The organism is Pseudanabaena sp. FACHB-1998, assembly GCF_014696355.1.
Taxonomy (GTDB): domain Bacteria; phylum Cyanobacteriota; class Cyanobacteriia; order Pseudanabaenales; family Pseudanabaenaceae; genus Pseudanabaena.
Genome location: NZ_JACJQA010000003.1, coordinates 211292 through 232882, shown reverse-complemented (window position 1 = coordinate 232882; position 21591 = coordinate 211292). Strand labels below are relative to the sequence as shown.

Annotated in this window: 24 protein-coding genes; 12 read left to right on the top strand and 12 right to left on the bottom strand. The window is 43.2% G+C overall.

The window, feature by feature from the left end; genetic code table 11:
* Positions 1-92 precede the first annotated feature (92 nt).
* Together H6F42_RS01505 and rlmD are read left to right on the top strand one after the other, a co-directional pair.
* Positions 93-599, top strand: coding sequence for a hypothetical protein (locus H6F42_RS01505; protein ID WP_190397578.1), 507 nt, complete (start codon positions 93-95; stop codon positions 597-599).
* Between the two features lie 18 nt (positions 600-617).
* The gene (gene rlmD, locus H6F42_RS01500) at positions 618-1982 is read left to right on the top strand and encodes a 23S rRNA (uracil(1939)-C(5))-methyltransferase RlmD (protein WP_190397577.1); all 1365 of its coding nucleotides are present in this window, start codon (positions 618-620) and stop codon (positions 1980-1982) included.
* Between the two features lie 228 nt (positions 1983-2210).
* On the opposite strand, the gene H6F42_RS01495 is transcribed toward rlmD, so the two are convergent.
* The 7 genes from H6F42_RS01495 to H6F42_RS01465 form a co-directional block, all read right to left on the bottom strand.
* Positions 2211-2870, bottom strand: coding sequence for a Na(+)/H(+) antiporter subunit B (locus H6F42_RS01495; protein WP_190397576.1), 660 nt, complete (start codon positions 2868-2870; stop codon positions 2211-2213).
* Positions 2871-2984: 114 nt separating this feature from the next.
* Positions 2985-3665, bottom strand: coding sequence for a DUF4040 domain-containing protein (locus H6F42_RS01490; RefSeq protein WP_190397575.1), 681 nt, complete (start codon positions 3663-3665; stop codon positions 2985-2987).
* Between the two features lie 43 nt (positions 3666-3708).
* Positions 3709-3990: a monovalent cation/H(+) antiporter subunit G gene (locus H6F42_RS01485; RefSeq protein WP_190397718.1), complete on the bottom strand. Its 282-nt coding sequence runs from the start codon at positions 3988-3990 to the stop codon at positions 3709-3711.
* A gap of 8 nt (positions 3991-3998) precedes the next feature.
* On the bottom strand, positions 3999-4283 hold the full coding sequence (locus H6F42_RS01480) for a hypothetical protein (protein WP_190397574.1): 285 nt from the start codon (positions 4281-4283) through the stop codon (positions 3999-4001).
* On the bottom strand, positions 4280-4672 hold the full coding sequence (locus H6F42_RS01475; RefSeq protein WP_190397573.1) for a Na+/H+ antiporter subunit E: 393 nt from the start codon (positions 4670-4672) through the stop codon (positions 4280-4282). Before H6F42_RS01475 ends, H6F42_RS01480 begins: the two co-directional genes overlap by 4 nt.
* Positions 4669-6111: a cation:proton antiporter gene (locus H6F42_RS01470; protein ID WP_190397572.1), complete on the bottom strand. Its 1443-nt coding sequence runs from the start codon at positions 6109-6111 to the stop codon at positions 4669-4671. The genes H6F42_RS01475 and H6F42_RS01470 overlap by 4 nt, the downstream gene beginning before the upstream one ends.
* On the bottom strand, positions 6108-6455 hold the full coding sequence (locus H6F42_RS01465; protein WP_190397571.1) for a cation:proton antiporter subunit C: 348 nt from the start codon (positions 6453-6455) through the stop codon (positions 6108-6110). Before H6F42_RS01465 ends, H6F42_RS01470 begins: the two co-directional genes overlap by 4 nt.
* 86 nt (positions 6456-6541) lie before the next feature.
* On the opposite strand from H6F42_RS01465, the gene H6F42_RS01460 reads away from it, so the two are divergent.
* The 3 genes from H6F42_RS01460 to H6F42_RS01450 all read left to right on the top strand — a co-directional run bounded on the left by H6F42_RS01460 (position 6542) and on the right by H6F42_RS01450 (position 8114).
* Positions 6542-6679 carry a hypothetical protein gene (locus H6F42_RS01460; RefSeq protein WP_190397570.1) on the top strand — a complete coding sequence of 46 codons (138 nt, stop codon included), beginning with the start codon at positions 6542-6544 and terminating at the stop codon, positions 6677-6679.
* 73 nt (positions 6680-6752) lie between these two features.
* Positions 6753-7007, top strand: a complete 255-nt coding sequence (locus H6F42_RS01455) for a hypothetical protein (RefSeq protein WP_190397569.1) — start codon at positions 6753-6755, stop codon at positions 7005-7007.
* A 9-nt stretch (positions 7008-7016) separates the two neighbouring features.
* Entirely contained in the window at positions 7017-8114 is a 1098-nt protein-coding gene (locus H6F42_RS01450; protein ID WP_190397568.1) for a nucleotidyltransferase domain-containing protein, read from the top strand.
* A gap of 84 nt (positions 8115-8198) precedes the next feature.
* Here the strand turns inward: H6F42_RS01450 and H6F42_RS01445 are convergent, their stop codons facing one another.
* Positions 8199-9041 (bottom strand): Tic22 family protein, encoded by an 843-nt coding sequence (locus H6F42_RS01445; protein ID WP_190397567.1) that lies wholly within the window; start codon positions 9039-9041, stop codon positions 8199-8201.
* A 258-nt stretch (positions 9042-9299) separates the two neighbouring features.
* Between H6F42_RS01445 and H6F42_RS01440 the strand changes: the two genes are divergently transcribed.
* From H6F42_RS01440 to pdhA, 5 genes are all read left to right on the top strand, one after another.
* Positions 9300-10736: a GTP-binding protein gene (locus tag H6F42_RS01440; protein ID WP_190397566.1), complete on the top strand. Its 1437-nt coding sequence runs from the start codon at positions 9300-9302 to the stop codon at positions 10734-10736.
* 16 nt (positions 10737-10752) lie between these two features.
* A complete protein-coding gene (locus H6F42_RS01435) occupies positions 10753-11133 on the top strand; it encodes a hypothetical protein (protein WP_190397565.1) in 381 nt (126 codons plus the stop codon).
* A gap of 5 nt (positions 11134-11138) precedes the next feature.
* The gene (locus H6F42_RS22240) at positions 11139-12920 is read left to right on the top strand and encodes an SUMF1/EgtB/PvdO family nonheme iron enzyme (protein WP_347272277.1); all 1782 of its coding nucleotides are present in this window, start codon (positions 11139-11141) and stop codon (positions 12918-12920) included.
* A gap of 368 nt (positions 12921-13288) precedes the next feature.
* Complete coding sequence (locus tag H6F42_RS01425; protein ID WP_190397564.1) at positions 13289-13870, top strand: Uma2 family endonuclease; 582 nt, start codon at positions 13289-13291, stop codon at positions 13868-13870.
* 88 nt (positions 13871-13958) lie between these two features.
* The gene (gene pdhA / locus H6F42_RS01420; RefSeq protein WP_190397563.1) at positions 13959-14987 is read left to right on the top strand and encodes a pyruvate dehydrogenase (acetyl-transferring) E1 component subunit alpha; all 1029 of its coding nucleotides are present in this window, start codon (positions 13959-13961) and stop codon (positions 14985-14987) included.
* A gap of 76 nt (positions 14988-15063) precedes the next feature.
* On the opposite strand, the gene H6F42_RS01415 is transcribed toward pdhA, so the two are convergent.
* Positions 15064-15822 carry a pentapeptide repeat-containing protein gene (locus H6F42_RS01415; RefSeq protein WP_190397562.1) on the bottom strand — a complete coding sequence of 253 codons (759 nt, stop codon included), beginning with the start codon at positions 15820-15822 and terminating at the stop codon, positions 15064-15066.
* Between the two features lie 126 nt (positions 15823-15948).
* Positions 15949-16866, bottom strand: a complete 918-nt coding sequence (locus H6F42_RS01410) for an NAD(+) kinase (protein WP_190397561.1) — start codon at positions 16864-16866, stop codon at positions 15949-15951.
* Positions 16867-17276: 410 nt separating this feature from the next.
* Here H6F42_RS01410 and H6F42_RS01405 point away from each other — a divergent pair, with 410 nt between their 5' ends.
* Positions 17277-17465 carry a hypothetical protein gene (locus H6F42_RS01405; RefSeq protein ID WP_190397560.1) on the top strand — a complete coding sequence of 63 codons (189 nt, stop codon included), beginning with the start codon at positions 17277-17279 and terminating at the stop codon, positions 17463-17465.
* Between the two features lie 85 nt (positions 17466-17550).
* Here the strand turns inward: H6F42_RS01405 and H6F42_RS01400 are convergent, their stop codons facing one another.
* Positions 17551-19476 carry an SPFH domain-containing protein gene (locus H6F42_RS01400; protein WP_190397716.1) on the bottom strand — a complete coding sequence of 642 codons (1926 nt, stop codon included), beginning with the start codon at positions 19474-19476 and terminating at the stop codon, positions 17551-17553.
* A gap of 464 nt (positions 19477-19940) precedes the next feature.
* On the opposite strand from H6F42_RS01400, the gene recF reads away from it, so the two are divergent.
* Positions 19941-21071, top strand: a complete 1131-nt coding sequence (gene recF / locus H6F42_RS01395) for a DNA replication/repair protein RecF (protein WP_190397559.1) — start codon at positions 19941-19943, stop codon at positions 21069-21071.
* Between the two features lie 55 nt (positions 21072-21126).
* Here recF and H6F42_RS01390 read toward each other — a convergent pair whose 3' ends face one another.
* The gene (locus tag H6F42_RS01390; RefSeq protein ID WP_190397558.1) at positions 21127-21507 is read right to left on the bottom strand and encodes an AbrB family transcriptional regulator; all 381 of its coding nucleotides are present in this window, start codon (positions 21505-21507) and stop codon (positions 21127-21129) included.
* Positions 21508-21591: the final 84 nt, after the last annotated feature.

Sequence of the window (21591 nt, the reverse complement as noted above, 5' to 3'; positions counted from 1 at the left end):
AGTGATGGAGAAGTGAGCAAATGAGCTTATGCTCATTTGCTCACTTATATAAACAATAATTTAGGTTGTTTAAATTCTATAACGAGAAAATCATGTTTAGAAAAGTTACGTTTTTGATGGGCTTAGCGATCGCCCAAACAGCGATCCTGAATTTTGCCAATACAGCCCTTGCGGGTTCCGTGACCCTGAAGGTATATCCCCTAAATCCTCAAGATGCCTTCCCGATCTGTCCCACCGAAATCACCGTCACTGAACAATCTCGCCCCTATTATGAAGGCGGCTATACTATTGATGGCAAGGCGCAAATGGGTTGGCTGACCAGAGAGTTTAAAATTGCATCCACCGATCAATTCAGCGTCATTTGGGTCGCCAAACTCCAACAAAAATATCGAAACTGTGTCGCTTCCGCAGGGATTGCTACAAAGAATAATGAACCCTTTCAAAGTCATTCCTACATCCGAATGCGCTTTACAAAAGGCAATGCTTATCTGATTTTAGACATGACGGGGATGTATGATGCAAATAGGCTTACACCTGTCATTCTCAAAAACGAAGTCAAAGATGGTAATCCCACTTGGACGTGGGCAGGTACAGATTAAATTTTCTTAGGATAAACAATGCTATTACAGGGACAAAAAATTACGCTCACCATCGATGATCTTGCCGATAGCGGCGATGGGGTGGGACGTTATGAAAATATTGCCATCTTTGTGCCTAACACTGTCCCTGACGATCAGATTGTTGCCAAAATTGAATTTGTCAAGAAAAATTTTGCCCACGCAAGTATTGAAAAAATTCTCACACCCTCTCGCGATCGCGTTCGCCCTAGCTGCATCGTTGCTGATAAATGCGGCGGTTGTCAGTGGCAATCGGTCAGCTATCCCGCCCAATTGAGAACCAAGCAAAATCTTGTCCTACAGGCGATGCAAAGAATTGGCGGCTTTGATGCTGACCTTTTAGAAGAATTAATCTCCCCAATCGTTGGCGCAAAAGAGAGCCTCCACTATCGCAATAAAGTGACCTATCCCCTCGCCACAGGTCGCGATGGCAATCTCAAAGCAGGCTATTACCAAAAGGGAAGTCATAAAATTGTCAATCTCAATCAATGCCCAGCCCAAGATGAACGCCTCGATCCGATGCTTGCCGAACTCAAAATGGATATCCATAACCAATGTTGGGAAATCTATGACGAGACAACCCACACAGGCTTGCTGCGCCATTTAGGGCTTCGTATTGGCCGGCATACGGGCGAGATATTGATTACGATTGTTACCCGTGATTGGGATGTACCGAATTTGGGAGTATTTGCCCAGACATGGCTAGAGCGTTACGACAAGGTAGTAGGCGTAATCCTCAATTGCAATCCTGATAAAACCAACGCCATTTTTGGTCGTGATAGCCGTTGCATTGCTGGGAAGGACTATCTCCTAGAAAAGTTTGCGGGTCTAACTTTCCGTTTGCGTGGTGATACCTTCTTTCAGGTTTATACAGAGCAAGCAGAGAAGATGCTCAACATTATCGAATCAGAATTGCAACTAGAAGGAACAGAAGTTCTCTTAGATGCCTATGCTGGCATTGGCACGATCGCTTTACCCCTAGCTGAACAAGTCAAACAGGCGATCGCGATCGAAATCCAGCCACAGGCAACCGCCCAAGGCAAACTCAACGCTGACCTTAATGGCATTGATAACGTAGTATTCCACACGGGCAAGGTCGAAGAATTAATTAGCACTCTCAATCTACAACCCGATATCGTCATTCTCGATCCTCCCCGTAAAGGTTGCGAACCCTCAGTAATTAACTTTTTGCGCGAAAATCCTCCCGCCCATCTCGTCTATGTCAGTTGCAATCCCGCCACTCAAGCCAGAGATTTAAAACTATTATGCGAAGGCGATCGCTATCAACTCACCCGCATTCAACCAATCGACTTTTTCCCGCAAACATCTCACGTAGAGGCGATCGCCTTTCTTAAAAAATCATAAACTTGGGATATTGATCAAGAGAAAATTATGAAGAGAATTGAAGTTGAGGCAAGAACCATGCGAAAAGTTCCTGCTGTCGCTCTTGATATTCTCCAAAAAGGTTTAACTTGTAAGGAACTACTTCAACTTCGCATTCTCTGTTAACGGCTTGTATTGTAACGGTTTCAGGCTACCAATTAGACTGAACCAATGCCAGTAATTCCGAGAAGAACAAATTTCACTAGTTATTTACAATAAACCTCGATAGCGAATGAAGGCTAAAACAACTGACCATGAGCCTAGCGCCACCTTAATTGCCACCAATATATTCAGAATTGGGATAATGCCGCCACTAAATAGATCGCCCATTTGTCCGTAGGGTAGTTCTAACCCTGAAAGAGTAATTACTGACAGAATAATAAAAATCAGTACTGAGATCTTTTCCCAAGTGGCGGCATGCCAGCGTTTATAGAGGCTTTGCAGTCTTTCTGGAGGTGAAGTAATGGCGATTAAGCCGATCGCCGTTCCACCTGCCACACCTGCCGCAAAGCCTCCCCCTGGGCTAAGATGTCCACGAATTGCCAACTCGATCGCTACTAGAGCAGCAATAGTAGCGCCCAGATGGGCAAGGACAATCGAAGTTTGATCGGTAAATTGATAAATTCGCGTAAATGGTTTCTCATTGGCAAGCAAGAAATTTGCACCCATGATGGCGATCGTGAAGACAATCACTTCAAAAATGGTGTCATACAGTCGATTGCGAAAAATGATTCCTGAAACTACATTACTAACCCCACTATCTTGAGCGATCACCTCGACAATCGAGAACGGCAGGCTAGGGGCTGGGTTAGACAAAAAAAGCATTTTCACAAAAAAAGCAATGCCAGCAACTATATAAATCCATTTCATAATCTATTTCAAAGGTTTCTTATCGTTGAATCACAAATAAATTTTTAAAGGCGCTACTTCGCAATACTTGTAAAAGTTTATTTAAAAGTTTATTTGACTTGAGCGCAAAGCTCTCTAGGAAATGGCAATTCCATTTGCGGCATTGGTATAAATCAACTGGACATTTGCTAAAACTGGATTGGTTAGCATAATCTCATAGAGACGATGCAGACGGATTTTGATTTGGTAAAAGTTGGATTTCACACCTTCTTGATATTCCGCATCTTGATGTTCTGAATTATGTAGGGTAGCATGGACAATTTTATCAGTTAGAGCTTGTTCTAGTTCTGCTTCGTTTGAATAGGGAACTAGCTCAACCCGCATATAGTACTTACTGAAAGTGCTTTTGAGAACATCGATCAGCTTTTTTAAATCAGAGTTAGGAACTGGATCACGATTCTGCTCAGGTTGCTCCAATTGTTGATTTAGCTGTTCAAAGGGAAGATTGAGTTTATTTAATTCTTCTTCTTCTAAATTGTGGGCGATCGCAACTGATTCAACCACACCTAAGCGCAAAACTAAAGAAGAGCGCACGGCAACTGCATAGAGCATTGTGGCTAAAAAAGCACCGACTAGCGCCTCAGTCAGAGCCACATCTGCCGCTCCCAAAATCGTATAGACTAGCGCTGATAATGCCCCCAAAATGCCGCGTATGACTAGGGCATTGTAGGGATTAGTTTGAGATACTAACATTGCTGCTGATATGGGTAACAGTACGGCGATCGCATAGACATAACCATCATAACTACTGTTCATTTACCTCTTTACCTCTTTTATTTGCTTATTGAATTTTTAAAGGCTATTTATTACTTCTTGTACTGCTAGAGCAGTAAGCCATCACGTAGCACAGCATCGTATTCCATAGGGCTAAGGAAATAATCGCAAGAATTAGTAATGGTAATTCCTTGGGGCGGAGTAGTATCAAGCCAAAGACGATCGCGATCGAGCCAATGGTGTCGGATACCGATAGACTATGGAGCTTAAAAAGAACCGATCGCTTTGTCAGGAGAGCCACAGTTCCCCAAAACCAAAACACTAATCCACCAAAAATACAAATATAGCTAAGAATATTTATGAAGATTGCCACGGTTATACTTCTCCTGTGCGTCTGATGATATGGGCTAGGAGCATAAAGCCAGCATTGCCAACACTCAAAATAATCACGCCAACTACACCGATCATCCAATCATCTCGTAAGATCGCGATCGCTAAAATCAGCACTGAGGATTTGGCGGCAATACTGGAAAAAGCAAGCATGATTTCCCAAATATTATCGTTGTGTTTCCAAGCTTGATATAGCGGAATCACCATAGCGACAACCATCGCACCGACAGCAAAATTTAATACAGCCTTGGTTGATAAATCAATATTCATGGGTTTGACCTCTTCTGGCGTTTGATCACATGATGCACCACATACCAGCCTTCTTCGTGATGTCTGAGAACAATGGTTTTGGGGGTATAGGTGATTAGGAAAATGTCCAAGAAAACTAATGCTGCTGATCGGTGAAGTTTGGCTTTTTCGAGCAATACTTCTTCGTGTTTGTGAGGTTGACAGATCATCTGGATCGATTCGATATAGGATTGTGGCACTGCCTTAATAATCCTAACGAGGCTCTGTAAAACATCTTTAAAGCGAACGTTTTCTGATCGGTAATACGGCATTAGCAGGGAAACAATCAAACCGATGATGATATTGGTAATACTAAAATTTGCGGTTAGTAAAAACCAAATCACGATTCTTAAAATAAATTGTCCAATCATGCAATTGCCATCCAGAACAGTAAAACTAACATCAGTCCCATGCAGCCGATTAGGTTCTCAAACTTTTCAAATAAGACGGGTAAATTAACGGATGCACGGCGGAAAATGAGCCAATAGGCTATCCAACCGATCGCGATCGTTACCAGAGGTTTAATGGCATTTTCCAGAGTATAGGCTTCATAGTAGACAATGTTTGCGATAACTAGTCCGCCTAATAAAATCGAGATTGCCACCCAATAGGAAGTTTGATTTTTTGAAGGATGAGCCTCAATTTCTGGTTGATGGGGTAAGAAAATAAACTTGGCAAAGGAAATCGCTGTACCAATTGCCGCCACACTCATCCCCACATCTTGCCAAGACAAAACATTTTTAAGGGTTAATATTTTTGCCCCAAATCCACCCAATAATGGAAATCCAGAAATCGAAAAACTTGCTATTACAAGAGCAATCCAGATATTTCGAGGCATTAACTGTTTTTCTAATTCCCTAAAATTGCGGCTAGGCAATTTACTCACAGTCAAAAATAAAGATGACTTAACTAAGCCATGAGTCAGAGCATAGAATCCACCAACGGCAGGTGCAGCTAAAATAAATCCAACTTGGGAAACCGTTGAAAATGCTAATAGACGTTTAGTATCTTTTTCAAATACGGCAAAGGTCACACCTAATAACGCAGTACTGACCCCAAAGAGCCGTACGATCGGATCAAGTTCTTCGATCAATAGGGCGCATCGCAACAATGGTAAAACTCCCGCCTTGACAACCACCCCCGACATCAGCGCCGACACTGGCGACTCAGATTCCGCATGGGTCAATGGTAACCATAGTCCTGACACAAAAATACCACCCTTTGCCAATAGTCCTAAAAAGATTAAGGCGATCGCTTCAGGAAGTGCGCCACGCAATCCAATAAAGGTAAACGAGTGATTTGCCTTGTAAACCAGTACTGCGCCAATTAAATAAAACAACATGGCGATATTGCTAACAAACAAATAGCGCAAACCAATCCAGATCGAGCGATCGCTACGGGGATAGGCAATCAATAAAAAGCTGGCGATGCTAATTACTTCTAGAGCTACATATAAACTGATGAAGTCGGAGCAGGCAAAAGCCGCATTGATACTGCCATGTAGCAATATGACTTGAGCATAAAAAAAGGCGGTGCGATCGCTATGCCAGCAGTAAATAATCACCGCCGCCGTGACTAGAGCATTGGTCAAGATAAAAAATCCTGCCAAGGGATCAAGAGTCAAGGTCACACCAAAGTTATCGAGCAATTGTAAATTGATTGGAGTTTGCTGGATAAACAATGGAATCACATACAGCGCTGAGGCGACTGCCCCCATTAACGCCAAATAGCGATCGCCCTTGGGCAGTAGATAAATAATAAATCCCACCATAAATGGCAAGACAATCCAGATTAAAGTTAGGGTGGTCATACAAGGTCACTCTTCTCGATCTCGTGGATTTCTAGAGTGGGATTGTTTCGGGATAACTTGATCACCCCGACTAACATCAGCGCCTGAATCGAAAAGCCAATCACGATTGCCGTCAAGATCACCGCCTGTGGCACAGGGTCAGCATAATTAGTCCTTGGTATATCCCCAAGGATCGGCGTAAATACGCCTTGACGGGCAGCAATCACCACAAAATAGGCAATTACCCCACTACTCATTACATCCATTGAGATTACTTTCATGATTAAATTCTTTTTGAGAATAATCCCCAAAAAGCCACAAAGTATCACCGCAAGGACAAAGGCTTCTAACAAATTAATTGGCATTAACTGGCGCTTATAGCATCACTACTGAAATTTACTTTAGGGTTTCATGACACGTTTTACCCACTAGCCAACCCAGAAAATTCTCTATGGGTAGCTTCGATACTAAAGTAGTGCGGCGGAACCGCAATTATGCATTGCCCTCAACCTGTGTAGTGATTATGTCCGATGGGATAAAGGGTTTAGGAATCTTGATTCAGCAGGTGATAATCCGTGTCGGTCAGTGACCGATGTTTATAGAAATCGTGTGCCTAATTTCGATGATCACCTCATGCAGGTGACGCATTTCTGAAATGGGTTTTGACACATCAAGCCACGCAACGGTGCGAAAGAGTTGCGATTACGAGAATTGGCGAAAATGATTTTGCCGAGTTTCCAAAATCCCCATCTCTTCAAAAATTCGATCCATCCGATCGCAAATTTGTAGCAGTTGCTCTAACTCATCATGCTAAACCCGCGATCGCTAATGCTGTTGACTCTGACTGGTACAATCCCAAACAAGCCCTTGCAGAACATGGAGTTAAACTTGACTTTCTTTGTCCAGAACTATTTTAGGAGGTAATTATGAAGAGAATTGAAGTTGAGACAAGAACAATTCTATTGACCTTGACTGGTTCTAGGCTGTATCGAGTTCATAACGAAGATAGCGATTATGATTACAAGGGAATTTGTATTCCCACACTTCCTTATTTCATTGGCACACAAAATTTCGAGCAACTAGATAGGTTTATTGAGCCAACCTGCTTATATCCAGAATTAACCAATACTGACAGCAATATCTATAACATCAAAAAGTTCTGTCATTTGGCAACACTCAACAATCCGAACATCCTTGAATTGCTATGGATAGACCGCTGCGAATATCTCGTTCTGACCAGTTTTGGCGAATCTTTAATTGAAATACGCGATGCTTTTTTGAGCCAGAAAGTCTTTTACAGTTATTCTGGATACGCTCAAGCGCAAATTAAAAAAGTGCAAACCCACAGAAAATGGTTGTTGCGATATAAAGAAGACCCCAATTTTTTCTCATCGCCTCCAAATCCTCAAGACTATGGACTATCAGAAAATCCACTCCGCAAAGAGCAGTTAAATGCTTTTCTGGAATTTCTCTACATCCTCATTAAAGATGCGAGTCAATATAGTGAAGTTGCAACCGAGTTGTTAACTCATGTGGACTATAAGGGGCTACTGAAGCAATATCCGTTAGCCCAAGAATTGTTGCCAGCAGTGCAGTACTACACCAGATCAACCAACGATTTTGTGACCTTACTGCACAATACACAAACCTATCGCCAAGCATTGCAAGAGTACGAAGCTTTTCAGTCATGGCGTAAAAATCGCAATTCCAAACGGGCGGCGATCGAAGAAAAGGTGGGCTACGACAGCAAGCATTCTGGTCATTGCTATCGCTTGCTCAAGTCTGGAATCGAGATCTTGAATGGTGAGGGCGTTATTCCTAATCGCGAAATTACAGGCGATGCTCAATTTATTCGGCAAATTCGCAATGGTGAAATATCCTATGACGCTTTGATTGCAGAGGTTGATGGACTAACAACCCAACTGGCGATCGCAATGGAAAATACTAAACTTCCTAAGTATCCAGATCAAAAACTGATTGAAGAAAAACAGATGGAGATTATCAAGGCATATCTTTCTCTTTAAATAGAAACAAGAAATCCTCGCATTGCGAGGATTTCTTGTTTCTATAGATAAATTTAATAAATGGCATTGCCATTTATTAATTCATTACTTTTTCTGAGCAGGTGCAGGTACTTTAGGTGCATTACTTGGCGCTAGCTGAGGGGTAGTAGATTGCTTACTATTTTTGAGAATATACTCAAAGGAAGTACGCGAAGGGACAAACTGAAATCTTTCAACTTCAGGATTGGGCTTATTATCTTTAGACACCATCGAGTCTAGAACTTGAAACAAGGAAGCAACTTGAATCTTGGTTGCTTTGGCAACATCAGGCTGATCCTTGCTTGCTCGGTCTAATAAACTTTGCAAATCCGATTTGTCTAGAAAAAATGGAACGACTTGCTCCTTCTTTCCATTTTGGTCAATGCTCATCGTCAATAAGCCTTGATTATTAGTTTGACCACCGATCGCAAAGAATACAGGCACATTAGGAACCTTGTCCGCCGCAATGCCTTGAGAACTCAAGATAGTTCTAGCGGAATCAATACTAGATTTGCTAGGGATAAATTGAAAGACAACCTTTTTATCCTTGTTTTGGCGAATCACTTGGTAAGCATCGTTCATGGAACGGACGATGATCTGGGCTTTTTTACCAACATCAGGATTAGACTTTTGTACCTGAGTGAGCATTTGTTGAGCTTCGTCAGGACCAAGGAAGAAGAATAAAAGCTGACTATCATCAGGCTTAGCATTAGGTTGTTGTGGGATCGCACCCAAGAGCGGCGAACCCTTATCATCAGTAATGGTGAAAATAGGAATGCTCCCCAACCGCTCTAAAACTTGCGCCTCAGTTAGAGCCTCAGCCTTGAGAGTAAATATGGGACTAACAGCGATCGCCACTGCGACACCTGCGGTGGCTGCTAGATTAACCAACGACTTAAATACGGACATATTTCTCCTAGCTACAATATGCTTATTGAGTTTGTTTGGGAAAGTTAAGGGAGACACAAGTAACAGTGAATTGTTATCTTCTACGACTTAAATACCATAAGTATAGTTCCTATAAAACATACTGCAACAATAAATGCTCTTGATCTCAAATTACCAGAAGAGAAAGTCAGCGCTTCTCTTCTGGTAATTTGAGATCAAGGAGCGACGGCTCTAGTTCTTCACAATTAAATTTACAATTAAATATAGTTATGCAAAGTCATGTCTCGCAAAGTTATGCCACAAGATGAAAATTTCCTCAGCTTTGATGAAATCTTTGAGGAGTTAAATTATCGCCAAGCACAGCGCACCTTACGCGATATTGTGGCAAACCTAGATTTATCGGAAAGAGAACGCCGAGGACTAGAAGAAGAACTAGAAGAACTTCAGCTAATGCTGGATAAGTTAGAGCGTCAAGTTTTGCAAATAGCCGTATTTGGGATGGTGGGGCGTGGCAAGTCGTCGGTCTTGAATGCCCTGATGGGAGGGCAAGTCTTCGAAACTGGACCTTTGCATGGGGTCACGACAAGTAGGCAAGCTGCCGAATGGCAGATCTCGCGTGAGGCAATGCAATCCAATGGCGATCGCACCATTCTCAGAGCCTCATTTCAAGGACGAGGGGAAGCCCGCATTGAATTAATCGATACCCCCGGCATTGATGAAGTGGATGGCGAGGGACGTGCCGAACTGGCGAAGCGCATTGCTCAGCAAGCAGATTTAATCCTATTTATTGTGGCGGGAGATATCACCAAGGTTGAATATGATGCTCTTTCGGAACTACGGGGCGCTAGTAAACCGATTTTGCTGGTATTTAATAAAATCGACCAATATCCGCCCGAAGATCGCTTAGCAATTTATGCCAAAATTCGCGACGATCGCGTTAAAGAGCTATTAACTCAAGATGAAATTGTGATGACCGCTGCTTCTCCTTTAGTGGCTAAGGCTGTGCGTCAGCCCGATGGCTCCTTCGAGGCGGAGTTAGTGAATGGCAAGCCCCAGATTGATGATTTAAAGCTAAAAATCTTAGAAGTACTTGATCGCGAGGGCAAATCTTTAATCGCTCTAAATACGATGCTATTTGCCGATATGGTGCAGGAGCGAGTCGTTCAACGCAAAATGTTTGTGCGCGATCGCCAAGCCAATCGCATTATCTGGAATTGTGTGATTACTCAAGCCGTAGCGATCGCCGTTAATCCCTTCACGGTAGTAGATGTAATTACTAGCGCCATCATCGATGTATCAATGATCGTGGCGCTATCCAAACTCTATGGGATCAATATGAGTAATCGTGGCGCAATTTCCCTGATGCAAAAAATTGCGATCGGGATGGGGGGCATCGGCGCAAGTGAATTTCTGGCGACCTTCGGCTTAAGTTCCCTCAAAAGCTTATTGGGTATTGCTGCGCCCGTCACAGGCGGCGCGACCTTGGGTGGCTATGTATCAGTGGCGATCGCCCAAGCAGGTGTGGCAGGTTTCTCAACCTATGCGCTGGGATTAGTCACTAAGGAATATCTCGCCAATGGTGCATCGTGGGGAGCCGATGGTCCCAAAGCTGTGGTTAAAAGAATTTTAGAAACCATTGACGAGGATTCAATCTTGGCAAGAATTAAAGATGAACTCCGCGCTAAAATTGACCTGAGAAGGTTGAGAAAAGTTTGATACAGCAGGAACAGCAATGACTCAAGATACTAGTTACGAAATGATTACGATCGCTGTTGAACCCTACGATCAAGAACCTCAACCTGAGGAAACTTCGGGGGGCAACCCAAGAGGTTGGTTTAATGAGGATCAGCCAAATAAAAATTCAGCCAAGCATGAAAAAACCTTGAGTGTTGCCGAACTTGAAGCCAAGATGTCAGGGTTTTTGCAGATGGTAGGACGGATTTTTAGCAGTGCCGAAAAGGAGGCAAAAAAGACATCGGGAATGAATCTTACTGAAATTGAGTTGTCAGTAGAGATTGGTGCTGAGGGCGAAATCCGTCTAATCGGTAGCGGTGCTAAGGCTAACGGTAAAAGTGCAATTAAGCTTAAATTTACTCGTGAGAAGGGAGAATAAGACTTGTGGCAAATTGGGCGATCGCGATCGGGGTAAATCAATATGAGTTTTTGCATCCTTTGAAGTATGCAAAGAATGACGCGCTGCATATTTGTAATTTTTTAGGAAATGAGGCAAAGTTTGATCGCATTTTCTATTTTTCCGATGATTCGCCAGATTTTGAGGGCAGGACGACTAAGCCTTTTCGTAATAATTTGCTGAGGGTATTTAATGGACTTGCGAACAAACCTCTACGAGATGGTGATAATTTTTGGTTCTTTTTTGCGGGGCATGGGATTTTAGGTAACGATGGCATTGACTATCTGATGCCGAGCGATGGCGATCCTGATAATGTTGCGGACACGGGCATTTCGGTCAATCGGGTCATCCAAAACTTGCGACTTAGTGGTGCGGGAAATGTGATTTTGGCGCTGGATGCTTGTCGCAATCAGGTGAGGCGCAATGGGACGACGCGATCGGGTGAGGGCATTGGACGCGAAACGGAGCAAATTGCCAAAATTGCCGATGTGATTAGTATTGCGGCTTGCAGTCCTACAGAATATTCTTATGAAATAGAAGAGCTTAAACATGGGGCATTTACCTATGCTTTGGTTGAGGGTTTGGGTGTGCAAGGGCGCTGTGCGACGGCAGCAAAGCTAAATATTTATCTCAAACATCGCGTGCCTGAGTTAGCAAAAACTAAACAGACTCCGCGTATGCTGCTTGATCCGACGGAGAAGGAGAATTTGATTTTGATGCCGAAATATGCGGACAAAACCGATCTCATGGGGCTTAGAGGCGATGCTTACCAAGCTTTTAGTAACGGCAAATGGGATGTTGCTAAACGTTTATGGATGCAAATTTTGGCGGTAGATGGCGCAAACCATGAGGCGATCGAGCAAATTGAGCGGATCGTCGAAGCGCGATTTTCAGCTAATCAACAGGTATCCGAGTCTCTCGCTTCTGTTGTGGCGAATAGTCCAGAAATGTCGATGCGACAAGTAAATGCGAGAACAGTTGAAGAGGGTCAAAAAGTTAATGAGAGCAAACCTTTAACTATCGATCTTGGCAATGGCGTAACACTGGAATTAGTCAAGGTTCCCGCAGGGAAATTTATGATGGGGAGCGAGGAGTATGACTCTGAGAAGCCAATTCATCAGGTGCAGTTAAAGGAATTTCTGATTGGGAAATATGCAGTCACTAATGCCCAATGGCAAGCGGTGATGCAAACTAAAGGCTCAGCAAATAAAGACCAAAAGTTTCAGGGTGATTTGCAGCCCGTTGTCGGTGTGTCATGGCATGAGGCTATGGCATTCTGTGAGAGGGTGCAACAAAAGACAGGAAGGGAGGTAAGGCTGCCCACTGAGGCAGAATGGGAATATGCCTGTCGTGCAGGTACGACTACGCCTTTTGCCTTCGGTAACAATATTACGACCGATCAAGTTAACTACGAGGGAAATTATCCCTATGGGGATGCACCTAAGGGCGAATATCGACAAGTAACGGTAAATGTGAATAGTTTTCAGCCGAACGCTTGGGGCATTTATCAAATGCACGGCAATGTCAGGGAATGGTGTTTGGATGAATGGCATGATAGCTATGCAGATAAGCCAGAAAATCTCAAGAAGCAAGGAAATCAAGCTTGGGGCGAATTAAATATGGATAATAATAACAATTACTATCTACAGAGAGGTGGTTCTTGGGGCGACTATGCGATCGGTTGTCGGTCTGCGTATCGGGGTAGGCACTACGCACGTGGTCATAACAGAGGTGTTGGGTTTCGTCTTATTTTTAATTCTTTCTCGTAAGGACTGTGTATTTTTTCTCTTTATGAATTTAACCATTTGCTCTTTTTCTTTTGATATCCCATTCGCCATTAGGCGATCGAATTTTTCTCAATACGAGGCATATCCCTGTAGGGGTTGAGCATTTGCGCCACAATCTTTCAACTCATCACCACAGTTGCAATTTGCAAATGCTCAACCCTCTTCGCTTTCACCGATAAATTGTCCCTGCGTTGCTAGGTATTGGGCAGAGCATTCCCAAATCAAGGGAATCTGAGAATTTATAAGTCTGTGCGGGAATGCTCTGCCCCTACGAAATCTATCTCAATCCAAATTCTGACAAAAGAGGATGATTGCTATAATCACCTTATCGCTCTGCTTAGGAAAACATCATGACTCCAGCGATTATTACACCCGAAACTGAAGGTCAGCTTCTTTGGACAAGCGCCGACCTAGAGCTATTACCAGACAATGGTAACCGTTATGAAATTATTAATGGAGAACTTTTCGTGACGAGAGCGCCTCATTGGAAACATCAAGCTACCTGTATTAACTTTTGTTTTGAGCTAAAAGATTGGTCAACAAAAACAGGATTAGGATATGTGTCTATGGGGGCAGGTGTAATCTTTGGCAATAAGGATGATGTGATCCCTGATGTGCTGTGGATCAGTAAAGAAAAATATGAAGCTTTGATTGATACTGCTGGACATCTACTCGGTGCGCCTGATATTGCGATCGAAGTACTTTCTTCAGGAACAGAAAATGAAAGGCGCGATCGCGAAGTGAAGTTAAAGCTCTATTCATCTCAGGGAGTATTGGAATATTGGATAGCGGATTGGCGAGCTAAGCAAATTAAAATCTATCGGCGTGAAAATGGCGTTCTCAAATTAGCGATGACTTTATTTGAAAGTGATACTCTCACTTCACCATTGTTGCCAGAATTCGCTTGCCCCCTAGCTCAGATTTTTGAGTAATCGCGATCGCTATAAGTCTGTACCTCAAGGGGCATTGACTGCTAGACTAACAAAAGAAAAATTTAACGATTAGCAAAGTATTGAATCGATGCCTCAAGACACTGTTGCGAATGTTGCGACCTCTGCACTGAATATCACCCCAGACGAAGCCTTAGTTGTCTATGAAGACATGGTGTTGGGGCGTACTTTTGAGGACAAGTGCGCGGAAATGTATTATCGCGGAAGAATGTTTGGGTTTGTGCATTTGTACAACGGTCAAGAAGCTGTAGCCTCTGGCGTGATTAAAGCGATGCGTCCCGATGACTATGTATGCAGCACCTACCGCGATCACGTCCATGCTTTGAGCGCTGGCGTTACGGCAAATGAAGTCATGGCTGAGCTATTTGGCAAAGAGACAGGATGTAGTAAGGGTCGGGGCGGCTCTATGCATATTTTCTCCGCAAAGAATAACTTTTTAGGCGGCTATGCCTTCGTCGCAGAGGGGATTCCTGTGGCGGCGGGAGCGGCTTTTCAGTCGAAGTATCGCCGTGAAGTAATGAAAGATCCCAATGCTGACCAAGTGACGGCTTGTTTCTTTGGCGATGGCGCAAGCAACAATGGTCAATTTTACGAAACCTTAAACATGGCGGCTTTGTGGAAATTGCCGATTATTTTTGTCATTGAAAATAATGATTGGGCGATCGGGATGAAGCACCATCGCGCCACCTCGGATGTACGGATTCACAAGAAAGCTGAAGCTTTTGGAATGCCGGGGTATGAAGTCGATGGGATGGATGTTTTGGCAGTACGTGAACGTACTCAAGAGGCAGTTCGTCGCGCCCGTGCGGGTGAAGGTCCTACGGTTTTAGAATGTATGACCTATCGCTTTAGAGGTCACTCTCTCGCTGACCCCGATGAGCTACGCAGCAAGGAAGACAAAGACAAGTGGTTTGGTCGTGATCCGATTAAAATTTTTGCTAGCACCCTGATTGAACATGGTGTGGTAGAGGAAAGCCAATTAAAGGCGATCGACAAGAAAATTCGCGATGTGGTTGAAGAATGTGTTCGCTTTGCCGAAGCATCTCCTGAGCCAGATCCTAAAGATCTATTCCGCTATCAGTTTGCTGAAGACGAATAAAAAAGAAGAGACGCTTTGCGTCCCTTCTTTTTTATGTGGCAAGTTATAAAAAAAGCTTCGCCAAGCGAAGCCTTTTTTATAACTTGCATTTTATGATCTGTGCTTGTTCCCAATTCACATCATTCATCACTGCGTTGGAAAAATCGCAACTTACTAAAGTTGCCTGATGAAAGGAGGCTTTAGTTAAATCTGCATATTGAAATTTAGTGCCTATATTAGCCCTTGCCATATTAATAGTTAGGCGAAATAAATAAAGACTGCCAAAAATTTGTAATGGCTCGATCGCTAAAAAAGTTAGTAGAGCCGTCCAACTATTAGCCTTTAAAGAATTAGCGATCGCCTTAAAAGCCCCAGAAACTAAAAGTTTGGCAAAAGTAGAGCCGAAAAAACCTGAAGCAAATGCCGTAATTAGAGAAATCGGAATTGCCGCAAAAATACCTCTCACCCCCACGATCTCAAAGCTACCCGTAAACGTAGTTGCAAAACCCACCGCAAACACCACAATTACAATAATCGCTACCCAGTAGACAGTGTCGAGATTAATAATCTGGGAGCCAAAGATAAAAGCCAAGCTAAATGTGATGAGCAAAATAGAAGCAATCATCGCTGTCCCCGCAAACAAAAATGCCATCACAAAGGATGTCATCCCCGCCAAGATCGTTTGACGTGGACTTCGACCTGTTAAAACATTGGCAAAATTAGCAGATTTCAATTGAGAGCGACAAAAATTACACCCCCGTAGGTCTGCACCACTAAAGTCAGCACCAATCAGGTTTTTGCCTTGAAAAGAGCGATCGCGTAAATCTTGGTTTGCAAAGTTCAGCCCTTGACTCATAGCGCCCCTAAATATGCCAATATGCGTTGAGTTTATTTTATTTGAGAGCCGCACTTTAGTGCGGCTCTCAAATATACTTATTGCGAATTTGTATAGCCGTCTTAATTTGCAAGCTTTGCGTGCAAATTACTTTAATTCTTCAGAAGTTGGTTTGGAAATATGTGGCAGACCCCAGCCCAGTTTTTCACGCAAGACCTTAAAGAATTCACCTTTTTGTAAACGAATGAATCTTGCAGGATATGGCGATCGCTCTACCTCCACTCGATAATCTGGATAGACATAACAGCCAGCATTACCATCTACTACCAGCACCAAGCGATGACGATTAGCGGGAGTTACAGTCACAGTCTCAGTATTAGCAAATACTAAAGCCCGTGAAGCCATCGAATGGGCGCAAATGGGAATAAGCTGAAACACAGGAATTCCCGGCTCAATGACAGGCCCCCCTGCGGAGAGTGCATAGGCTGTGGAGCCTGTGGGAGTAGAAATAATCACGCCATCCGCCGCAATATCCACAGGCAAATGATGACCAATTCGCACTTCAAAATGACACATACTAGTCAAGGGTTCGCGGTGCAACACCATCTCATTAAGCGATAGGGCTTCCCACAATAATCCTTGGTTGTCGTAGACCCGCACGGTCATCATCGATCGCTGCTCGACCACATATTGACCTTCAAGGATTTGGCTAAGAGCTTCTTCCCAATCCGTGAGATAGGTTTCGGTCAAAAAACCCATATGCCCTGTGTTGACATTTAACAAAGGTAAAACTAGAGGAGCGATTTGACGGCAGGCGGATAACACCGTACCGTCTCCCCCCAAAGCAACTACAAACATTAAATCTTGATCGAAACCCAAAGGTACTAAGCTTTCGATCTGGGTGTGACAAACGGGAGCATCGGGTTTTCCATACCCCAAAATGCCTCCTTGTCCTGTCGCCATGACAGTCTGGATATTGCGCTTTTCGAGCCACAATTTCATATCCAACGCCACACGCTCAGCGACAGGTTTTGCGTCGTTATAGACAATACCGACTTTTGGCACGCTCAATGACTACCTAGACTATTCAAAATATTTTGTCAATTTGGTAATTATAGCTTTTAGCAATGCTTTTATTGATTGGTTTGGGTCTTTGTGTTGGTTAGGCTACTAAGTATAGCAAAGCAAGAGTTAGCCAGTACAAACCAAAACCCAAAAAGCGAGTTGCGGCGCTTCGCGCCGCAACTCGCTTTTTGGGTTTTATGTCCTAAACAAAACTTACATTGCTATATAACTACTGTCTCTTGTATCAAAACTCTACCAGAGAAGGACAGGGCAAAGGGCTGCCCTTCTCTCTGTAAAATTTGCTGCGATCGTGATCACAATAAATTCAGCAACTTATCACTGAAGTAGAGGTCAATAAATATGAAGATATACGCTTAATCTGGCGAATAATCTGGTTATTAGATGTGAATATGAATTGCCGATTTTGCAAAAGTTATACGCCAATAGGTAGAAATGGTGGTTATTGCAGTTTATTAACCGTGCCAGTTCAGGGAAAGTGGTCGGCTTGTAGTTTATATTCGGCTTACTTTTCAGAAATAGATATCCCCGCGATCGCCCCCGCAACAAATTTTAAGGCGATCGCCCAATGTATTACTTAAGAAGAGGATGGCGACACAAAGCGTCGCCATCTTCTTTGAAAAAAAATAGTGGTGAGAGACATCGTCTCTCACCACTATTTTTTGGTTAAGGCAAATGATGGGAGTTGTCTACTTTTTCTACTTTTGATTCCTTATTTTGATTCCAAAGCAACATTCCCAATACACCATCCAGCAAACCTGAACCGCGATCGCCACTATTGACCGCGACATCTGGCACAACGCGTACCTGACTTTCACCGATGGTTTGCATCAATTGCAGAGCCACATAGGAATTACCGCCCAATGCATTGACCCCAGCGCGATAGGCATCGGCTTTGGCTTCACCCGTTACCCGAATTGCTTCCGCTTCGCCACTGGCTTCTTTGACCTTGGCATTCGCTTGCAGTTCGGCAATTCGCACGCCTTGCTCGGCAGTGACTATTTCTCTTTGGATATCCGCGAGGGAAGTTTCGCGGACTAGTTCTTGGCGTTGCGTTTGAGAAATTCGCTGGACTTCATAGGTTTTGCGCTGTTCTTCGGCGATTTTGCGATCGGTGAGGGTTTGCATCAGGGTTTCGGGTGGTTCGATCTGACCGAGCAAGGTGTCTACCGCTTGCACATCATAGGATTGCATGGCGGCGCGGATAAAATCGGCAGCTTCGGCTTGGCGATCGCTACGGGCGATCAGAAAATCTAACACTGTATAAGCTTGGGCGGAATTGCGGAAATAATTACCCACGGTCGGGCGTAAAACATGATCGACAAGATTTTGCATAGAGCCAACGCGAGAAATCACCCTTGGCGCGTCGAGTGAACCAACATGAATGATTTGAGCAACTTCCAGATTAAAGGCAAATCCATCGATAGAACGCACATTTAAGGCGCGGAGTTTGGAGTCATAGCCATGTTCTTCAATGCGATCGCTAAAGTTCAATACAATATTCGTAGTGGGAACTAGTTCCACTTTCATAATGTGGGTATTAAGTGGATGTTTACCGGGGTAAAGTGGCTCAATCCATACTCCTTTATCACCGACATTAACTAAATGTCCATGGGTAAATAACGCACCACTGACATCATCCTGAGCGCCGCCCACAAAGGAAATGACGACACCCACATAGCCAATGGGAATCTCTGTCATTTTTACCTGTTCGACTTGGGCAAACCAAGGATTGAGATTCCAAGAACCAGAGAGAATGACTTGCTCCTGCAATCCCCGCCGACCACCCCCATCGATAAATAATTGAGCATTTTGGAAGTTGTCATGTTCGGGAATAATGGCTCCCGCGATCGCCCCTGCTTCAATGGGAATTCCGTCTAAAGTTGTGACAATTCCGACCTTCTCGGAAGCGATCGAACAAAGCTTTAATTCCGCAGGTGACATCCCATTCTGATCGGCATTGGTGGAGGTAATAATCGAAAATAAAGCCGTATTAATTCGATAGGTTCCTGCGGTTAAAATACCGATTTGTCTTCCCTTTTCGCCACCTGCTAGGAGAAACTGTCTAGCATTTTGGAAGTTGTCACAGGGTACAGTTTTGCCAAGAATGCGATCGGGGGGAATAGATTTGCCATCATTGGCAATAATCAGCCCGATTTCCCCTTGGGGAATCACAATTACAGCTTCCTTGCGAATTCCATATTGCCAAGGATAGTAGCCAAAATACCACCCAGGGGCGAGGGTATCTGCTTGATAACCCGCTTCACCATTGAGGGCGACTAATTGTCCAGGGGGTAAATCACCTTTAAAAGAGAACTTCTTAACTACGATTCCTACTTCACGTTCACCGATGACGATTAATCCTAAGATCCAGCCCATCTGGGGCAGAAAAATAAAGATAATCACCACGCCGCCAATTACCCATACAAAAAATGGGAGATTTAAGCCAGCAACTTGCATTGCTTGGATTGGTGGCGACTGGTTTTGTATAGAATCTTTTTGATTGCCTGTGCGACTGATTTCTTGGGAAATTTGCTGAGCGATCGCCGCTTCTTGATTATGGCTAATTGATAAGGAGGCAGTGCCTAGCATGGCGATTGCTGCACCCGTTAATAGCGATCGCTGCCAAATTTGCTTCCCAAAGCTTTGACAATTATCCTGAATTTTAGTTAGTTTTTTCACCTGTAATACCCCACTTTCCAGAACTGAAGTTAATCTAACGCAGTTATAAAAAATCCTAAAAAATCAACTAAGAAAATTAATAACAACATCAAATAAAAGATGCAGCAATTTGTGCCGCGTCTTTTATTCGATAAGTTTAAAAACCCAAACCTGTGGCGCACGCAGAGCGTGCGCCACAGGTTTGGGTTACTTACGCATTGAGTAGATGTAGCGCGGGCGAAGCCCGCGCTACATCTACTCAATGCCCAATAAATTCGTTAGCTTTGCGTAAATCCTAATAATTAAGGTCAAGAGTAAAGTTAATAGAAATTAGCGCTGCAATTTTGAAAAAAAGCTTTATCCTAGAAATTCTGCCAATAGCATCATCTGCATGAATGTATCTTAAATCTCTCCATATCAAGCAGTTTCGCAACTACATCGATCAAGAAGTAACCTTCTCAGCCCCAAAAACTGTAATTGTCGGTAACAATGCCCAAGGCAAATCCAACTTGCTCGAAGCGGTTTTGCTATTAGCAACCCTGCGATCGCATCGAGTTAGTAAAGATCGTGATCTGGTCAAAAGCGGCGAAACGCTCGCCGAGATTAACGCAATTTATCAACGATCGCGATCGCCAGAAAGTTATCCCATTGAGTTATTAATGCGGTTGCGGGCTAGCGGCAAAAGGACTTTAAATGTAAATGGAGTAAATCAAGCAAGACATTTGGATTTTTTAGGGAATTTAAATGCAGTCATGTTTTCTAGTCTAGATTTAGACCTAGTGCGCGGTAGTCCTGACAGTCGGCGCAATTGGTTAGACACAGTTCTCATTCAACTAGAACCAATTTATATCAATCTTTTACAACAATATAATCAAGTTTTACGCCAAAGAAATGCGTTGCTTAAGTCTATCAAACAGGGACAGGTACAATACGAACCCCAACAAATGGCGCTTTGGGATGCTCAACTAGTTACTACTGGAACAAGATTAATCAGGCGGCGATCGCGTTTATTAGAACGAATAACTCCCATTGCACGTACGTGGCATCAAGCAATTAGTGGTGGCAGTGAATATTTAGAAATCACCTATGTTCCCAAGTTTATTTTTTCGCCAACAGATCCAGTTGAAAATATTCAGCAAGCTTTTTTTGAGGCGATTTTACAAAAAAACATCATTGAGCAACATCAAGGTACTAGCTTAATTGGTCCCCATCGCGATGAAGTATCCCTAACAATTAATGCTACACCTGCACGAGAGTATGGGTCTCAAGGACAGCAAAGAACTCTAGTGCTTGCCCTCAAACTTGCTGAGTTAGAGTTGCTAGAATCCGTAATTGGAGAGCCGCCTTTATTACTATTAGATGATGTACTCGCCGAACTCGATCTCCATCGTCAAGATCATCTCTTAAATGCGATCGGCGATCGCGTACAAACAATAATTACAACTACTCATTTGGGATCGTTTGATGCTCAGTGGCTTAATTCAGCCCGAATTTTTCAAGTAGAAAATGGTAAAATTTCATCTTAAAAAGCAAAAAACAAGCTGTCAGTATTAAGCTTGTTTTTTTGTTTTTTATTTCTATTTATTCTTCGTCATCAGCACCAACTTGACGTAAATGAATATGTTTACGACCCAGACGAATTTCTAACTCATCCCCAGCCTTTAGACCCATAAGTTGTGTATAAGCCGAACCAATTAATAAATTGCCATTCTTTTGGACACTGACGCGATAACTCGCACTACGTCCACCTTTGCCACTACCTTTCGATTCAAGTTCTACACCATCCGCTTCCATCAAAGCATTATAAAACTTCATCAAGTTAACACGAGCTTGGTTATTTTTGGTAATGGTTGCATAACCACAAGCTTTAGCTTTTTCTTCTTTAGATAGATGTTCTAACTCTTTAACTTTCTGTAATAATGCGTCGCCTGAGAGTTGGACTGGTTGTTTAATTTTTGCCATTTTTTTCTAACAATTTTACAATTAATAATTGTATTTCAGTATGTAAGATAATTGCAAGATTCGTCAAATTTTTTAGCTAACTTT

What these genes read in the sequence shown, in the direction of transcription:
- H6F42_RS01460 (WP_190397570.1), top strand. Translation starts at nt 6,542, where the DNA reads ATGGGTAGCTTCGATACTAAAGTAGTGCGGCGGAACCGCAATTATGCA.
- H6F42_RS01450 (WP_190397568.1), top strand. Translation starts at nt 7,017, where the DNA reads ATGAAGAGAATTGAAGTTGAGACAAGAACAATTCTATTGACCTTGACT.
- recF (WP_190397559.1), top strand. Translation starts at nt 19,941, where the DNA reads ATGTATCTTAAATCTCTCCATATCAAGCAGTTTCGCAACTACATCGAT.
- H6F42_RS01465 (WP_190397571.1), bottom strand. Translation starts at nt 6,455, where the DNA reads ATGCCAATTAATTTGTTAGAAGCCTTTGTCCTTGCGGTGATACTTTGT.
- H6F42_RS01445 (WP_190397567.1), bottom strand. Translation starts at nt 9,041, where the DNA reads ATGTCCGTATTTAAGTCGTTGGTTAATCTAGCAGCCACCGCAGGTGTC.
- rlmD (WP_190397577.1), top strand. Translation starts at nt 618, where the DNA reads ATGCTATTACAGGGACAAAAAATTACGCTCACCATCGATGATCTTGCC.
- H6F42_RS01475 (WP_190397573.1), bottom strand. Translation starts at nt 4,672, where the DNA reads ATGATTGGACAATTTATTTTAAGAATCGTGATTTGGTTTTTACTAACC.
- pdhA (WP_190397563.1), top strand. Translation starts at nt 13,959, where the DNA reads ATGCCTCAAGACACTGTTGCGAATGTTGCGACCTCTGCACTGAATATC.
- H6F42_RS01400 (WP_190397716.1), bottom strand. Translation starts at nt 19,476, where the DNA reads ATGCTAGGCACTGCCTCCTTATCAATTAGCCATAATCAAGAAGCGGCG.
- H6F42_RS01415 (WP_190397562.1), bottom strand. Translation starts at nt 15,822, where the DNA reads ATGAGTCAAGGGCTGAACTTTGCAAACCAAGATTTACGCGATCGCTCT.
- H6F42_RS01490 (WP_190397575.1), bottom strand. Translation starts at nt 3,665, where the DNA reads ATGAACAGTAGTTATGATGGTTATGTCTATGCGATCGCCGTACTGTTA.
- H6F42_RS01470 (WP_190397572.1), bottom strand. Translation starts at nt 6,111, where the DNA reads ATGACCACCCTAACTTTAATCTGGATTGTCTTGCCATTTATGGTGGGA.
- H6F42_RS01440 (WP_190397566.1), top strand. Translation starts at nt 9,300, where the DNA reads ATGTCTCGCAAAGTTATGCCACAAGATGAAAATTTCCTCAGCTTTGAT.
- H6F42_RS01480 (WP_190397574.1), bottom strand. Translation starts at nt 4,283, where the DNA reads ATGAATATTGATTTATCAACCAAGGCTGTATTAAATTTTGCTGTCGGT.
- H6F42_RS01390 (WP_190397558.1), bottom strand. Translation starts at nt 21,507, where the DNA reads ATGGCAAAAATTAAACAACCAGTCCAACTCTCAGGCGACGCATTATTA.
- H6F42_RS01425 (WP_190397564.1), top strand. Translation starts at nt 13,289, where the DNA reads ATGACTCCAGCGATTATTACACCCGAAACTGAAGGTCAGCTTCTTTGG.
- H6F42_RS01405 (WP_190397560.1), top strand. Translation starts at nt 17,277, where the DNA reads ATGAATTGCCGATTTTGCAAAAGTTATACGCCAATAGGTAGAAATGGT.
- H6F42_RS01495 (WP_190397576.1), bottom strand. Translation starts at nt 2,870, where the DNA reads ATGAAATGGATTTATATAGTTGCTGGCATTGCTTTTTTTGTGAAAATG.
- H6F42_RS01505 (WP_190397578.1), top strand. Translation starts at nt 93, where the DNA reads ATGTTTAGAAAAGTTACGTTTTTGATGGGCTTAGCGATCGCCCAAACA.
- H6F42_RS01435 (WP_190397565.1), top strand. Translation starts at nt 10,753, where the DNA reads ATGACTCAAGATACTAGTTACGAAATGATTACGATCGCTGTTGAACCC.